Below are 14,917 nucleotides of genomic sequence, written 5' to 3'. Positions count from 1 at the left end.
TCCACGGAGCCAACCATGCTGAAAGCCATTGCCGTCATCGCCGTCGTACTCGCCGTTGGAATTGCGGGCGTCCTCGCCTTTGCTCTGACCAAACCCGACACCTTTCGCGTCGAGCGCAGCCTCGCGGTGAAGGCGCCGCCGGGCGCGATCTACCCGCAGGTCGCCGATTTCCACCGCTGGACCGCTTGGTCCCCCTATGAGGGCCGCGATCCCGCCATGAAGCGCACCTTCGGTGGAGCTGCGGCAGGGAAAGGCGCGACCTACGCCTGGGACGGCAACAACAATGTCGGCGCCGGCCACATGGAGATCCTCGAGGCGAATCCCGCGTCAAAGCTCCGCATCAAGCTCGACTTCGAACGTCCGTTCGAAGGCCACAACACTGCCAAGTTCACCTTTATGCCGCAAGGCGATGCGACACTGGTGAAATGGGCGATGTCCGGTCCGGCCCCGTTCCTGTCCAAGGTCATGCAGGTCTTCATCAACATGGACAGCATGATCGGCAAGGATTTCGAGGCCGGCCTCGCCGGCCTGAAGAAGCTCACCGAGAAGCAATGAGCCTACTGCAAACGAAGAGGAGAGAAACGATGCTCAACCCCTATCTGTTCTATCAGGACAATTGCGAAGCGGCGTTCAACTTCTACGCCAAGGCGCTCGGCGGCAAGATCGATGCGATGATGCGGTCATCGGAGGCGCCTCCGGACGTGCCCGCCGCGCCCGGTCGCGAGAAGACGATCATGCATGCGCGGATGTCGCTACCCGACGGCAGCGTATTGATGGCCTCCGATGCGCCGCCAGAGCATTTCAACAAGGCTCAAGGCTTTTCGATCTCGCTCACGGTCAAGGATACCGAGGAAGGCGAGCGCAAGTTCAACGCGCTCGCAGACGGCGGGTCCGTCACCATGCCCTTCAGCAAGACGTTCTGGGCCAAGGGCTTTGGCATGTGCGTCGACAAGTTCGGGATTCCCTGGATGGTGAACTGCCCGGCCGAAGGAATGTGACGGGCGCGACCGCCTGCGTGATCTGTCGAGTCGCGATCCCCTCTTTCCAGCGTTGCGGGAGAGGGGACGCTTGAATTTATCGCGTCATACCCGGATCTGCCGCGAGCGCGCTCAACGGATCGAGCCGGTCAAGTCCTCGCCTCGCTGCGGCGCCTGAACGCATCGAGGACAGATCACGAGCTTGGTGCCGAGCTGCCTGTCGTTCTCCGCTTCGATCTCGTCATGGACCGCCCACCACGCCTCCGAGTATGGCCGCAAGGTGCCCAGCACGCGTTCCCGTTCTTGGTTGGGATCAGTTGCCGCGGGCGCGGAGTTCCTCGCGCGCCGCTTCGCGGCGTGAGGGCGGTTCGAGCCTTTGTTGGGGTCTTGGCCGAGGCCATCCCATGCGATCAGGCGACGCTCCTGCGCTGGTGCGACTGCACAGCCAAGCAGCGCCGTGCAGAAAGCGAGCAAGATGAAGCCGCGTCGTATCATGCCGGATCCAGAATTCAGTGCACGATCCGCAAGGCTCCGTGTGGAGAACCTGCGTCGATCAAATGGAACTCAAGGCAAACCGAATGGGCCAGCATGGCTGAGGGAATGAACTCACGAATCGCATCACTTTGCGGGCGTAGTGAGGCCAATTCGTGAAACCCCGCGGACTGCATCGCACAACAATTGACGCAAAATTGGGCTGTGCTCTGCACGTCAGAATCGCTATTCGTGATTCATAAAAGCTTCAAACCGGGATGGACGTCACTTGGAAGGGAAGCGACCGATGGTGGCGGCGCTACAGATCAATTTTGCTCTTTGGGGGATGCTCATCTGCGCCAGCATGAAGCTGGCGCCGGTGATTCAGACTCTTTATTGAAGCTGGCCAAAGTGTGGTGACTGGGTTCTTCACCGGCAGCGCGGATAGATCGCGGCGAGATCGCGGCCTTTCAACAGCAGCAACCGCGAGCTCAGGCCGCCGCGGCGGCTGATCCAGTCGCGCACGGGGCCGGGATAGGCGGCAAGCACCGCGACCGATGCTTCCGGCTCGGCATAGAAGCGCCCGCGCCGGTCGACCGAACGCGCCGCATGGAAGCCGAGCACGGCGCGCCTGGTGACGCAGATGCGCTCGCCCGGCACGATGCTCAGCACGAGCGTGCAGGCAGACAGGCAGGGACCGTCGATCACCACGCGTTCGCCGCTCTCACGCACCTTCTCGAACAGATCGAGGAACGGCCCGACCTGTCCACCCGGAGACTGGATGATGCGGATTTCGGCTGACGCAGGCGCGGTGGCGAGCAGCGCGGACGCAAGCATCAGGGCGTTGAGAAAAGCAGCGCGTTGCATGGAGTACTCCACAAGCTTGAATCCGTAGGGGGGCAAACAAAGCGTAGCGTGGCCACCATTGGCGCCGCAAATCCGGAGAAGTCGTGGGCACGGCGCTTGCGCGCCCTTGCCCAACCTACAATTTCCGTGCCTAGCCGTTGCGGCGCTGTCCGCGCAGCGTCGGCAGGCCGATGCCTGCCGCATCGAAGCCGCCATCCACGGCCAAAACTTGTCCGGTGATGTAGCTCGCGCTGCCTGAGCACAGGAAGTAGATCGCTTCCGCCAGTTCCTCCTCCAGGCCGTAGCGGTTGAGCGGAATGGCGTCGTGATAGTCGGCGCGGATCTCCCTGGTGTGCACCTGCTTCGCCATCGCCGTGTCGACCGGTCCCGGCGCGACCGCGTTGACGCGGATGTTGAGGGAGGCGAGCTCGACCGCGAGCTGCTTGGTGAGGTGTGCGAGCCCGGCCTTGCTGGTGCCGTAGGCCGAGCGCAGCGTCGAGGCGCGCACGGCCGAGATCGAGGTGATGTTGACGATGGCGCCGCCATGGCCCTCGCGCATCAGGGGCACCGCGGCCTTGGTGCAGAGGAACGGACCGGTGAGATTGACCTCGATCACGCGGCGCCAATCGGTCTCGGACGTTTCCATCAGCGGCGCGAACACCGCGATGCCGGCATTGTTGACCAGCGCATCCAGCCGGCCGAACCGGCGCTCGATCGCCTCCATTGCATCGCTCACCGCGGCCGAATCCGAGACGTCGCAGGTCAGCGCCAGCGTCGTCTCGCTTTGGTCGATGTCGGCGACCGCCCGGCCGAGCAACTCGCCCTCGATGTCGAGCAGCGCCACGCGCCAGCCCTCGCCCAGGAACTTTTTCGCGGTCGCAAGCCCGATGCCGCGCGCGGCTCCGGTGACGAGGGCGACTTTTTGCGGAGAAGCAGGCATGGGCTGATCTTGTCCTTCTGTCGGAAACGGAAACCGCACGGGCGGCCAGCGCCTTTTACTGCGCTTTCGTTGCGGCAAGAAGGACGGAGATCGATAAAGGCCGTTTTCTACGAAAGCTCCGCCGAGGCGCGCTGCATGTTGGCCGACATGTCCGACGTGACGATGCTCTGTTCCTCGACTGCGGCGGCGGTGGAGGCGATGAACTCGTTGACGCCGTCGATCGCGGCCTTGATCGCAGTCAGGGAGCTGGCGACGTCCCCCGAGATGACGTTCAGCGCGTCGATTTCGGAGGTGATGGTGTCGGTCGCCTGCTTGGCCTGGTTCGCGAGGTTCTTCACCTCGGAGGCGACCACGGCGAAGCCGCGGCCGGCTTCGCCGGCGCGCGCGGATTCGATCGTGGCGTTGAGCGCGAGCAGGTTGATCTGGCTGGTGATGCCGGAGATCATCTCGACGATGCCGCTCATGGCATGTGCGGCCGCGGTCAGCTTCTGGGCCTGGCCGTCGGCGGCTTCGACCCGGTTGGTCGCGACCTTGGAGTTCTCGCGCGACTTCGCCATGGTCTCGGAGATCTCGCGGATCGAGGCGCTCATCTGCTCGCTGCCGGCCGCGACCGCCTCGATCAGCCCGCGCGCATTGTCGGCCTTCTTGCGGCCGATCGCCTGCGCGGTGATGTCGGTTGCGTATTTCACCACCTTGTAGGGCCTGCCGTTGAGGTCGAGGATCGGATTGTAGGACGCCTGGATCCAGATCTCCCGCCCGCCCTTGGCGATGCGCTTGTATTCCGCCGCCTGGTACTCGCCGCGGTTGAGAGTCTCCCAGAACTGGCGATAAGCCGGCGAATTCCGCTCGTTCGGCTCGACGAACATGGAATGGTGCTGACCCCTGATCTCCGCCAGCGAATAGCCCATCGCCTTCAGGAAATTCTCGTTGGCGGTGCGGATCGTGCCGTCCATGTTGAACTCGATCACCGCCTGCGATTTCTGGATCGCGGCGAGCTGGCCGTCATTGTCGGCCGCCTTCATCTTCTGCGCAGTGACGTCGGTTGCGAACTTGACCACCTTGAATGGCTTGCCATTCTCGTCGAGGATCGGATTATAGGTGGCGATGATCCAGATTTCCTTGCCGCCCTTGCCGAGCCGCTTGTATTCGGCCGCCTCGAACTCGCCACGGTTCAGCTTGGCCCAGAACGCGGCATAGCCGGCACTCGCGCGATCTTCGGGCGTCACGAACATGCTGTGATGCTTGCCCTTGATCTCGTCGAGCGAGTAGCCCATTGCGGTCAAAAAGTTCTCGTTCGCGGTGACGATGGTGCCGTCCATATTGAACTCGATCACGGCCTGTGCGCGGTTGATCGCGACGATCTTGCCGGAATCCTCCATGGTCTTGATCTTGTACGCCGTGATGTCGGTGGCGAACTTGATGAAGCTGACCACCTTGCCGTTCTCGTCGCGCAACGGCGCGTAGGAGGCGTGGATCCAGACTTCCTTGCCACCCTTGCCGAAACGCTTGTATTGCGTGGTCTGGAACTCGCCGCGGTTCAGGCTGGCCCAGAAGTCCCGGTAGCGCGCGCTCTCGCGCTCGGCGGGGCTGACGAAGATGCTGTGGTGCTTGCCCTTGATCTCGGCGAGCGTGTAGCCGCTCATCTTGAGCAGGTTTTCATTGGCATCGAGGATGGTGCCGTCCAGACCGAATTCGATCACAGCCTGCGAGCGGTCGAGCGCCTCGACCTCCGCGACGGCGTGCCTGACCTTCTTGCTCTGGAAATTGAACACGTAAGTCCCCCGCAATGATCCAAGTGAATCGACGGGGGCGCCATAATCGTCCCCTGAGACGAAAAGTTGCATGGGCTTGTTGATCAAATGTAAACCCTTGCCGCCTCTCCGTAATTCCACGTGCATGGCCTATCTATTTCTACCTTTTGGCATTCTCGCTCCATATGCACGGCGGAGTTCATAAGGCGGGCCGTAATTGTACGGAAATGAACGGCATTATTTTTCACACGCAATTGCGTCGTGGCGGGCGATGTCGGCTCGGCAGGGTGCAAATCCGTCTTCCAGGGAACGTCACTGAGGAGACCCGCATGTCCGACGACTGCGAGCGCCTGATCCGAGACCTCTTCGCCGCCTATCTCGCCAACGACCGGCAGCGGGTCGCCGACGCATTGTCCGACGATTTCCGCTTCACCAGCCCGTTCGATGACGACCTCGGCAAGGCGACCTATTTCGAACGCTGCTGGGGCGACACCGGCTGGATCGCACGGCATGACATCGAGCGCATCTTCGTCCGGGGCGAGGAGGCCTTCGTCACTTATCTCTGCCTTGCGACGGATGGCAGGAGTTTTCGCAACACGGAGTTCCTTACCTTCGCAGGCGGCAAGGTTCGGCGCATCGACGTCTATTTCGGCGCTGCCCGGCAGGATGGTCGTTTCCTGCCGCAGCCGCGCTAGGGCCGGTAGGGCCGGGTGCCTCCTGATTATTTCCTGCGGGGCGTGTCGGTTCCGCGAGAGTTCATTCGTCTTGAAGGCGAGCGGGCCTGCACCTCACGGCGCATCCCGGAACCACCGCAGAAGGCAGCACACGACCCAGGACACGACCCATGCGATTCATGATGTTGATGATCCCGCTCGGCTACGAAGCCGCGCCGCCGGACGTGCAACTCGATCCCGAGCGCGTCGCGGCGATGATGCGCTACAACGAGGCGCTGAAGGACGCGGGCGTGCTGATCACGCTCGACGGACTGCATCCACCGTCGATGGGCGCGCGGGTGTCGTTCGCGACCGGCCAGCCGATCGTCACCGACGGCCCTTTCACGGAAGCGAAGGAAGTGCTGGGCGGCTATTGGATGATCGAGGTTGCCTCGCGGGCCGAGGCGATTGCCTGGGCAAAGCGGTGCCCGGCCTCGCCCAACGAAATCATCGAGATCAGGCAGGTGCAGGAGATCAGCGATTTTCCACCCGACGTGCAGGCCGCCGCCGCCGGGTTTGGCGACCTGAAGCAATAGCCGCAATGGTCGCGATGAGAGCGCGGGCGCATCAAGACTCAACAACGGAGAGACCGATGAGCACCCAACACAACTTCCTCGCCGTCTATCTCGGCAGCATGAGCGGCGAAAAAATGAAGGCCTGGCATGCGATGCCCGAGGCGGAACGGAAGGTGAAAGAGCGCGAGGGCATGGCCGCCTGGCACGGCTGGGTCGAGAAGCACAAGGATGTCATCGTCGAGATGGGGGGCCCGCTCGGCAAGACCCGCAGGATCGACGGACGCGGCATCACCGAGATCAGCAATGCGCTGACCGGCTTCACGGTGGTGCGGGCCGCCTCGCTGGAGGAAGCGGGAAAACTGTTCGAGAACCATCCGCATTTTGCGATCTTCCCGGGCGAGGCCATCGAAGTCATGCCGGTCCTGCCGATTCCGCAGATGTAGCTTCGGTGGCGGACCCGTTCCGGGCGCGATGCCGACGCATCGGCCCGGGCATGACGGTGGAAGTCCGGGGTTAATCCTGCCTCGTCGCCGCTAGTGACCTTCACACCCGTCTCATGTAAACGTCGTTCACATGAGCTGGCGCAAGGAGCAGGGCCGCGCCGAGCGCGGCTATCATCACGGCAATCTGAAGGAAGCACTTCTGCAGGCCGCCCTTGGGCTGATCGCCGAGAAGGGCGCGGCCGGCTTTACCTTCGCCGATGCCGCACGCATGGCCGGCGTCAGCGCGGCGGCACCGTATCGGCATTTCCGCGACCGCGACGAGTTGTTGTCTTCGATCGCCCAGCGCGGCTTCGAGCAGTTCGAGGCGCGCCTGACTGCGGCCTGGGACGACGGGCGGCCCGACACGGTCACCGCGTTCGAGCGCGTCGGCAGGGCCTATCTCGCCTTCTCCCGCGAGGAGCCCGCCTTCTACGCAGCGATGTTCGAGTCCGGCCTGCCGGTCGATGCCAATCCGGCGCTGCAGGCCGCGAGCGAGCGCGCATTCAACATCATTCGTGCCGCCGCCGAGCGGCTTGCGGCGCTGGCGCCGCCCGGCATTCCGCGCCCGCCGGCGATGATGATGGCGCTGCACATCTGGTCGATGGCGCACGGCGTCGCCTCGCTGTTCTCCCGCGGCGACGCCGCGCGTCGAAAGCTGCCGATGTCGCCGGACGAGCTGTTGGAGGCCGAGGTGCTGATCTATCTGCGCGGTCTCGGCTTCCCGACCGACCGCCGTCCTCCGGCCAAGGGGGCCGAGCCGCCGCCGGTGCCGCCGGAGGCGTCCTCCGGTTCAGGCGTTCCGCCCGGCGGGCCTTGGGGCAAGCCGAAATAAAATTACGCGAATAATCACGCGGGCGTGTCAGGCGGCCGGCTTGACAAAATCGCGGGATGGTCTAGCTATGTAAATGTTATTTACATTCACAACGGCCGATGCCGTCATGGAGAAGGAAATGGCCTACACCGCTGATGTCAATCGCTGGCGCGGCCCTTCGGACCAACACCAACAGTACGAGCGTCCCCGCATGCTCGATACGCCCTGGCATCCGGGCTGGATCGCCGTGACCATCCTCGGCTTCATCATCTGGTGGCCGATCGGACTCGCCCTTCTCTTTTTCACACTCGGGAGCAGAAGAATGTCGTGCTGGAGCAATCAGGACCGCTGGCAGAACAAGATGGAGCGGATGCAGTACAAGATGGACCGCATGCGCGGTCGCATGGAGCGCCGCGGCTTCGGCTTTGGCTTCGGTCCGCCGTCTTCCGGCAACCGCGCCTTCGACGAATACCGTTCTGAAACGCTGCAGCGGCTCGAGGAAGAGCAGGTCGAGTTCAAGAACTTCCTCGATCGTCTGCGCCACGCCAAGGACAAGGAAGAGTTCGACCAGTTCATGGCGCAGCACAAGACGCGTCCGACCCCGCCGCCGACCGATCAGCAGCAGGGCTGACCTTCAAGCCTGATGCCTCTCAAAGCCTTCAGGCGCATGCCCCCAAAGTCCTGATGGCCCCGAGCCGCCCGTCTGCGCAACCCGCAGGCGGGCGGTTTGGTTTTGGGGGCACCGCCAACTCGCCAAGCGCCGTAGAACCCAATCCGCGCGAGCCCCGATTAAGCCCCAGCAGCGCGCTTTCCGCGCGCCGACGGGTATGACCATGGCCGACGCTGGATGCAACGAGACCACGCAACGCATCGCGCTGCTCGACCGCGTCTCGGACCTGTTCGACCGGTTCGGAGGCCTGGTGCCGCTGGCGATCGCGTTCCTCAACGGATGGCCGAATCGCCGACGAAGGCCAAGCGAATCCCGTCGCATGGCCGCGAGCTTCAGCGCACCGTCACGAGCTGTGCACGAACGGAAGCCAGGAAGTGTTCGTAGGCGTGATCCACGATCTCGTTGAGTGATCGCGTCCGCGCGAACATCGCCTTGGCCTCGGCGAGGAACTCCTCGCGGGTCGGGATCCTCGGCAGATGCAGGTGGGTCAGCGCGTCGACGCCGTCATGCGCACGATTGAGGATGTCGTGCAGCGTCGGCAGCTGCAGCTGGGTTGGATCGGCCCGGTGCAGCGCCGAAGAGATCGCATGTGCAAGCTTCGGCGCGTCGAAGCGCCCGGCAAGCTCGCGGGCTGCCCGATTGATGACACGGGCGCCGAGCGGCTGCTCGTTGCGCAGCACCTGTTCGGGCGGCGCCTTCATGTTCCAGACGATGCCGAACCAGGACAACACCTTCAGCACGTAATAGGTGACGTCGATCTCCCACCAGTAAAAGCCCTGTCGCACGCTGCTCTGATAGGCGTGGTGATTGTTGTGCCAGCCCTCGCCCATGGTGACCAGCGCCAGCAGCCAGTTGTTGCGGGAGTCGTCGCCCGTCACGTAACGCTTGCGTCCGTGCACATGGGCCAGCGAATTGATGCAGAAGGTCGCGTGATAGACCAGCACCGTGCTCCACAGGAAGCCGACGATCAGACCCGACCACCCCGCAACCAGGAAGCAGAGCGCTGCAAGCACGAAGGCCGGCAGCAGCTCCAGCCGATGCAGCCACATCAGCTCGGGATACACTGTGAAATCGCCGACTTTCACCAGGTCGGTCGCGTCGTGTTCCCGGTAGAAGATCCAGCCGAGATGGCTGTACAGGAAGCCGCGCTGACGCGGCGAATGCACGTCCAGTTCGGTGTCGGAATGCAGATGATGATGCCGATGCTTGGCCGCCCACCACAACACGCTCTTCTGCGCGGTGCTTTGCGCGAGGCAGGCCAGGATGAACTGAAACACGCGGCCGGTGGCGAAAGCCCGATGCGAGAAGTAGCGGTGGTAGCCCGCCCCGATCGCAAACATGCGCACGACATAAAGAGAACCGCAGATCGCGACGGCCTGCCACGTGATGCCCGACCAGATCGCCGCAAAGCAGCCGAGATGGACCAGCACGAACGGGATGGCGGAGGGATACATGACGTCGTCGTGGTGGTCGTCGGCGGCAGCGTTAGGTGACATGTCTTGGCGTGACCTCAGGTGACGGGATCCGGGATTCGCGTCGGCAGCGCGGAACATCGCCGGGTGCGAAAAACCCGCGGATGGCGGACCACCGCGCGGGCTTGAGCGAGCTGCTTTGTATCGACATCCCGGCCAAAGCAGCGTCGGCCGAACACTCTGCTAAATATATGGTCGCAGACACTGGGCGCGCAAGCTCGTAGCCTCACGGGGACCTGCGGCATGGTGTTCGGGGTATCGCGATGCCGCAGCGCCGCGTGGCGCGCGGGTTGCCAACGGCCTATATTCGATACGTGAAGGAAGCACCCAAGCACCGGAGGCGGCCTGATGGCAGCTGCGACCGCAACGGACGATCGCCTCTGGCGGAACATACGCGAGGAGGCGCAGCGCGCGTGCGCATTCGATCCCGTCTTCGGCAAGTCGCTTGTCGACGCGGTGCTGGCGCATGATAGTTTCGCCGCGGCCCTGGCCGATCTGATCGGGCGCAGGCTTGGCGGCGACGCCGCAGGCCGGGTGCGTTTCACGTCCTTCTCTCTCGACGCCTTTCGTGGCGCGCCGGAATTGATCGAAGCTGCTGCCCGCGACTTGCAGGCGATCGTGCGCAGCGATCCCGCCATCGCCGGTCTGTTGGCGCCGCTGCTGCATTTCAAGGGCTATGTCGCGCTGCAAGCCTGGCGCGTCTCGAACTGGCTCTGGTGTCATGACCATCGTGATGCGGCGCTGCTGGTTCAGAACGAGGCGTCGAACCTGTTGCAGGTCAGCATTCACCCGGCGGCCAGCATCGGCGCGTCCGTGTATCTCGACCACGCCACCGGGATCGTGATCGGCGCCGATGTGCTGATCGGCGACGAGGTCACCATCCTCCAGAATGTCAGCATCGGCCGCGGCAGCGAGTTGCCGACGCGCTCGCCGCGTATCGGCCGGGGCGTCTATATCGGCGCCGGCGCGACCATCTTGGGCGACATCAGAATCGGCGATTTCGCCAAGGTCGGAGCCGGCACGGTCGTGACCCATGACGTGCCAAGTGGCTGCACGGCAGTCGGTGATCCTGCGCGGCTGACCAATTGCCCCGAGCCCGCCTCGGCGGCGTGACGCGCCATCGCGGCATGGGGATGCGGCGCACCCGGCTCGATTGCGGTGGAGGCATCGTCGGCGGGACATGTCCGGCCACATATTCCCAAGGGAGGGGGGTCCCGCCCCAACCTCCTGCGCTGCCTACCTTTCCGGCAGCCAAATTCGCCTGTGGTAACCCCGCATTAACCAACGCCGGGCTCAGGTAAGGGCGGACAGTCGCGCCCAAAGCCCGAAGTCGGGGCCACGGTCAAGGTCTCGGGGTCGAGGCCCATAGTTTTGACATCTTGGCAGGGAATGCAGACGGCCGGCTTTGGACGAGCCCCTGCACCCAGAAAGACAAGGCTTTGAGCGGGCTTGCCGGCCGCGCCGGTTCTAGCGCGGCCATTGGGGAACCGGCAGCCATTTGCTGGCCGGTACATCGGATAACGATCGCCTTGAGAGGATACTGCTTATGAATCCGGCCGACGTGGCTCAGTCAGCCCTTCCGGTTGCCGCTTCCGCGGACGTGTCGTTGATCGCGCTGTTCTGGCAGGCTCACTGGATCGTGAAAGCGGTGATGCTGGGACTTCTGTCCTGCTCGGTCTGGGTTTGGGCGATCGCGATCGACAAGATCTTCCTGTTTGCCCGCACCCGCCGCTCGATGGACCGTTTCGAGCAGGCGTTCTGGTCCGGCGAATCGATCGAGGAGCTCTATCGCACCCTCTCGGCCAAGCCGACGCATTCGATGGCGGCCTGTTTCGTGGCGGCGATGCGCGAGTGGAAGCGCTCGTTCGAGAACCAGGCCCGCTCGGTCGCCGGCCTGCAGATGCGCATCGACAAGGTCATGAACGTCTCGATCGCCCGCGAGGTCGAGCGGCTGGAACGCCGCCTGCTCGTGCTCGCGACCGTGGGCTCCGCCGGCCCCTTCGTCGGCCTGTTCGGCACGGTCTGGGGCATCATGTCGAGCTTCCAGTCGATCGCGGCGTCGAAAAATACCTCTTTGGCGGTGGTCGCTCCGGGCATCGCGGAAGCGCTGTTTGCGACCGCGGTCGGCCTTATCGCCGCCATTCCTGCCACTATCTTCTACAATAAGTTCACTTCCGAGGTGAACCGGCAGGCTCAGCGGCTGGAAGGCTTCGCCGATGAATTTTCCGCCATCCTGTCGCGTCAGATCGACGAGCGGGGCTGACGGGCGGCATGTATAGTGTGAAGGGCAATTTGGGCACGCGATCATGGCGATGAACGTTGCGAGTTCGTCTGGAGGCGGCGGGCGCCGCGGCCGGCGCAAGCCGGTCGTGGCCGAGATCAACGTCACGCCGATGGTCGACGTGATGCTGGTGCTGCTCATCATCTTCATGGTGTCGGCGCCGATGCTGACGGTCGGCGTGCCGCTCGACCTGCCGCAGACCCAGGCCAAGAGCCTCGAAAACAACGACCAGAAGCCGATCCAGATGTCGGTCGACATCAATGGCAAGGTGTTCATCAACGACACCGAGATCGCAATCAACGAGCTGATCCCGAAGCTGAAGGCGATCACCGACGCCCGCGGCGGGCTCGAGGAGCGCATCTATCTGCGCGCCGACAAGAAGGCGGATTACGGTACGGTGGCCAAGGTGATGGGCCAATTGTCCGGTGCCGGGTTCAAGAAGCTGGCCCTCGTCACGGAAGCGGATCAGGGATCCTAAGCCGGTGAAGGTGAACGTCGACAAGACACTCGTTGCGTCGATTGCCCTCCACGTGCTCGTGCTGGGATGGGGGCTCGTCACCTTCAGCAGCAAGGCCTACATCGCGCCGGAAGAGTCGCTCCCGATCGACATCATCTCAACCGATCAGCTCGCGAAGATGATGGCCGGGCAGAAGACCGGCAAGAAGGAAGAGCCCAAGCCCAAGGTGGAGAAGATCGCGGAGCCCAAGCCGGAGGAAGACGCTGTCGGCAAGGTCACCGAGAAGAAAGAGCTGATCAAGACCAATTCGCAGCCGGAGCCGCCGCCGAAGCCGGCCGAGAAGCCGGTGGAGAAGAAGCCCGAGCCGCCGAAGCCCGTCGCCGAGGCGAAGCCGAAGGAAGAACCGAAGCCGCAGGAGAAGAAACCTGATCCGGCCAAGGAAGATCCGATCGCCGAGTTGCAGAAGAAGCTGGAGACCAAGAAGCCGCCGCCCAAGCATGTGGAGCAAAAGGTTGCGGCGGTGCAGCCGCAGCAGCAGCCGAAGCCCAAGGAGCGCAGCTTCGATCCCGCGCAGATCCAGCGCGACCTCGACAAGCGCGCCGCGACCCGGCACGAGCAGACCGGCTCGGCGCTGAATGCGTCGGCTTCGCTGGGGGCAGCGACGGGCACGGCCTCCAATAACGTTGCGACCTGGCGCGGTGCGTTCGTTGAGAAAATCAAGCATTGCTTCACGCCCACCTATAATGGGCAGGATGCTGATCAATACGAGGCTGACATCGACATCTCCATGAAGATCGATGGCTCGCTCGCCTCCGAACCCATCGTGGTCGCGGTGAGGGGACCTTCACGGTCGATCGCCCAGGCGGTGGCGGAGAGCGCCAAACGCGCCATCGTGCAGTGTCAGGCCTACTCGTTCATGCCGAAGCAGCAGTACGAGAGCTGGAAGCTCATTCCGATGACTTTCGGCTTGAAAGATATGTTGTGACATCCGAACAAAAGAATTTTGCAATGAATGACGTCCGATCGATGAACCGCCGCCGCTTCATGACCCTGACCGGATCGACGCTCGCGATGCTTGGGGGCGGAAAGGCCTTCGCGCAGGCCCAGCCGCGAATTCGTATCGACCCGACCGAGTTTCAACCGATCCCGATCGCGATCACCAATTTCGTGCCCGGCTCGCCCGCCGATGGCGACGTCGGCAATGGTGTGACCCAGGTCATCACCAACAACCTGAAGCGCTCGGGGCTGTTCGCGCCGATCGACCAGGCTGCCTTCATCGAGCGCATCAGCAACATCGACGTCGCGCCGCAATTCCAGAACTGGAAGACCATCAACGCGCAGGCCCTCGTCACCGGCCGGATGACGCGGCAGTCAGATGGACGGCTGAAGGCCGAATTCCGTTTGTGGGACGTGGTCTCCGGCCAGCAGCTTGCGGGACAGCAATATTTCACCTCGCCGGAATATTGGCGTCGCATCGCCCACATCATCTCCGACCAGATCTATGAGCGGATGACCGGCGAGAAGGGCTATTTCGACAGCCGCGTGGTGTTCGTGGACGAGAGCGGTCCAAAGGAGCGCCGCGTCAAGCGGCTCGCGATGATGGACCAGGACGGCGCCAATGTGCGCTATCTGACCCGCGGCGCCGACCTCGTGCTGACGCCGCGCTTCTCGCCGAACTCGCAAGAGATCACCTACATGGAGTTCGGCCAGGGCGATCCGAAAGTCTATCTCTTCAACATCGAGACCGGCCAGCGCGAGATCGTCGGCAACTTCCCGGGCATGACCTTTGCGCCGCGCTTCTCGCCGGACGGCCAGCGCGTCATCATGAGCCTGCAGCAGGGCGGCAATTCCAATTTGTTCGTGATGGATCTGCGCTCGCGCTCGACCACGCGCCTCACCGACACGCCGGCGATCGACACGTCTCCATCCTATTCGCCGGACGGCAGCCGCATCTGCTTCGAGTCCGATCGTGGCGGCCGGTCGCAGATCTATGTGATGGCGGCGGGCGGCGGACAGGCGCAGCGGATCTCGTTCTCCAAGGACGATACCAACGCCAGCTACTCGACCCCGGTGTGGTCGCCGAAGGGCGATTACATCGCCTTCACGAGACAGGGCGGCGGGCAGTTCTCGATCGGCGTGATGAAGCCGGACGGCTCCGGCGAGCGGCTGCTCACCTCCGGCTTCCACAACGAAGGCCCGACCTTCTCGCCGAACGGCCGCGTGCTGATGTTCTTCCGCGATCCCGGCGGCAATGGCGGGCCGTCGCTGTACAGCGTCGACATCTCCGGCCGCAACGAGCTCAAGGTCCCGACGCCGGGCTTCGCTTCCGACCCGGCATGGTCGCCGCTGCTATCCTCCACGGCGGGCTGACGAGAGAGCGCTAAAACATCGCGCGTTCGGATGCGCGATGTTGTCGAAAAACGCGCCGATTTTTTCGACTTCTCCGTGCAAAGCAAGCTTTCCTTTACCTTGGGCTCGGCAAGGCTTGCCTAGTTGCTTGATATTTAAGCGGAAATCGGTTCGCTGATACC

Annotated in this window: 17 protein-coding genes; 12 read left to right on the top strand and 5 right to left on the bottom strand. The window is 63.5% G+C overall.

Going from position 1 to position 14,917, the window contains the following annotated elements; genetic code table 11:
- The first annotated feature begins 15 nt into the window (after positions 1-15).
- The gene (locus IVB24_RS34720; RefSeq protein WP_247771043.1) at positions 16-555 is read left to right on the top strand and encodes an SRPBCC family protein; all 540 of its coding nucleotides are present in this window, start codon (positions 16-18) and stop codon (positions 553-555) included.
- Positions 556-584: 29 nt separating this feature from the next.
- Positions 585-998, top strand: coding sequence for a VOC family protein (locus IVB24_RS34715; RefSeq protein WP_166468129.1), 414 nt, complete (start codon positions 585-587; stop codon positions 996-998).
- A gap of 111 nt (positions 999-1,109) precedes the next feature.
- Here IVB24_RS34715 and IVB24_RS34710 read toward each other — a convergent pair whose 3' ends face one another.
- The 4 genes from IVB24_RS34710 to IVB24_RS34695 form a co-directional block, all read right to left on the bottom strand.
- Positions 1,110-1,472, bottom strand: coding sequence for a hypothetical protein (locus IVB24_RS34710; protein ID WP_247771042.1), 363 nt, complete (start codon positions 1,470-1,472; stop codon positions 1,110-1,112).
- 405 nt (positions 1,473-1,877) lie between these two features.
- The gene (locus IVB24_RS34705) at positions 1,878-2,315 is read right to left on the bottom strand and encodes a hypothetical protein (protein ID WP_140481155.1); all 438 of its coding nucleotides are present in this window, start codon (positions 2,313-2,315) and stop codon (positions 1,878-1,880) included.
- A gap of 130 nt (positions 2,316-2,445) precedes the next feature.
- The gene (locus tag IVB24_RS34700; protein ID WP_247771040.1) at positions 2,446-3,234 is read right to left on the bottom strand and encodes an SDR family oxidoreductase; all 789 of its coding nucleotides are present in this window, start codon (positions 3,232-3,234) and stop codon (positions 2,446-2,448) included.
- 107 nt (positions 3,235-3,341) lie between these two features.
- Complete coding sequence (locus IVB24_RS34695) at positions 3,342-5,006, bottom strand: PAS domain-containing methyl-accepting chemotaxis protein (protein ID WP_094976851.1); 1,665 nt, start codon at positions 5,004-5,006, stop codon at positions 3,342-3,344.
- Positions 5,007-5,314: 308 nt separating this feature from the next.
- Here IVB24_RS34695 and IVB24_RS34690 point away from each other — a divergent pair, with 308 nt between their 5' ends.
- The 5 genes from IVB24_RS34690 to IVB24_RS34670 all read left to right on the top strand — a co-directional run bounded on the left by IVB24_RS34690 (position 5,315) and on the right by IVB24_RS34670 (position 8,137).
- Complete coding sequence (locus IVB24_RS34690; protein ID WP_166476131.1) at positions 5,315-5,680, top strand: nuclear transport factor 2 family protein; 366 nt, start codon at positions 5,315-5,317, stop codon at positions 5,678-5,680.
- A 149-nt stretch (positions 5,681-5,829) separates the two neighbouring features.
- Positions 5,830-6,234: a YciI family protein gene (locus tag IVB24_RS34685; protein WP_094976853.1), complete on the top strand. Its 405-nt coding sequence runs from the start codon at positions 5,830-5,832 to the stop codon at positions 6,232-6,234.
- Between the two features lie 56 nt (positions 6,235-6,290).
- Complete coding sequence (locus IVB24_RS34680) at positions 6,291-6,656, top strand: YciI family protein (RefSeq protein WP_247771038.1); 366 nt, start codon at positions 6,291-6,293, stop codon at positions 6,654-6,656.
- 130 nt (positions 6,657-6,786) lie between these two features.
- Positions 6,787-7,527: a TetR/AcrR family transcriptional regulator gene (locus IVB24_RS34675; RefSeq protein WP_094976855.1), complete on the top strand. Its 741-nt coding sequence runs from the start codon at positions 6,787-6,789 to the stop codon at positions 7,525-7,527.
- Positions 7,528-7,645: 118 nt separating this feature from the next.
- Positions 7,646-8,137, top strand: a complete 492-nt coding sequence (locus IVB24_RS34670) for a DUF2852 domain-containing protein (protein ID WP_162308739.1) — start codon at positions 7,646-7,648, stop codon at positions 8,135-8,137.
- A 371-nt stretch (positions 8,138-8,508) separates the two neighbouring features.
- On the opposite strand, the gene IVB24_RS34665 is transcribed toward IVB24_RS34670, so the two are convergent.
- Entirely contained in the window at positions 8,509-9,672 is a 1,164-nt protein-coding gene (locus IVB24_RS34665) for an acyl-CoA desaturase (RefSeq protein WP_140481149.1), read from the bottom strand.
- A 324-nt stretch (positions 9,673-9,996) separates the two neighbouring features.
- On the opposite strand from IVB24_RS34665, the gene IVB24_RS34660 reads away from it, so the two are divergent.
- The 5 genes from IVB24_RS34660 (at position 9,997) to tolB (ending at position 14,756) form a co-directional block, all read left to right on the top strand.
- A complete protein-coding gene (locus IVB24_RS34660) occupies positions 9,997-10,761 on the top strand; it encodes a DapH/DapD/GlmU-related protein (protein WP_247771035.1) in 765 nt (254 codons plus the stop codon).
- A 433-nt stretch (positions 10,762-11,194) separates the two neighbouring features.
- Positions 11,195-11,911 (top strand): protein TolQ, encoded by a 717-nt coding sequence (tolQ, locus tag IVB24_RS34655; protein ID WP_018317771.1) that lies wholly within the window; start codon positions 11,195-11,197, stop codon positions 11,909-11,911.
- A 43-nt stretch (positions 11,912-11,954) separates the two neighbouring features.
- Positions 11,955-12,407 (top strand): protein TolR, encoded by a 453-nt coding sequence (tolR, locus tag IVB24_RS34650; protein ID WP_140481147.1) that lies wholly within the window; start codon positions 11,955-11,957, stop codon positions 12,405-12,407.
- A gap of 4 nt (positions 12,408-12,411) precedes the next feature.
- Entirely contained in the window at positions 12,412-13,371 is a 960-nt protein-coding gene (locus IVB24_RS34645; RefSeq protein ID WP_094976860.1) for a protein TolA, read from the top strand.
- 41 nt (positions 13,372-13,412) lie between these two features.
- Entirely contained in the window at positions 13,413-14,756 is a 1,344-nt protein-coding gene (gene tolB / locus IVB24_RS34640; RefSeq protein ID WP_162308935.1) for a Tol-Pal system beta propeller repeat protein TolB, read from the top strand.
- Positions 14,757-14,917: the final 161 nt, after the last annotated feature.

Source organism: Bradyrhizobium sp. 192, from assembly GCF_023100965.1.
GTDB classification, from domain to species: domain Bacteria; phylum Pseudomonadota; class Alphaproteobacteria; order Rhizobiales; family Xanthobacteraceae; genus Bradyrhizobium; species Bradyrhizobium symbiodeficiens.
This window is presented reverse-complemented; position numbering and strand designations above follow the sequence as displayed.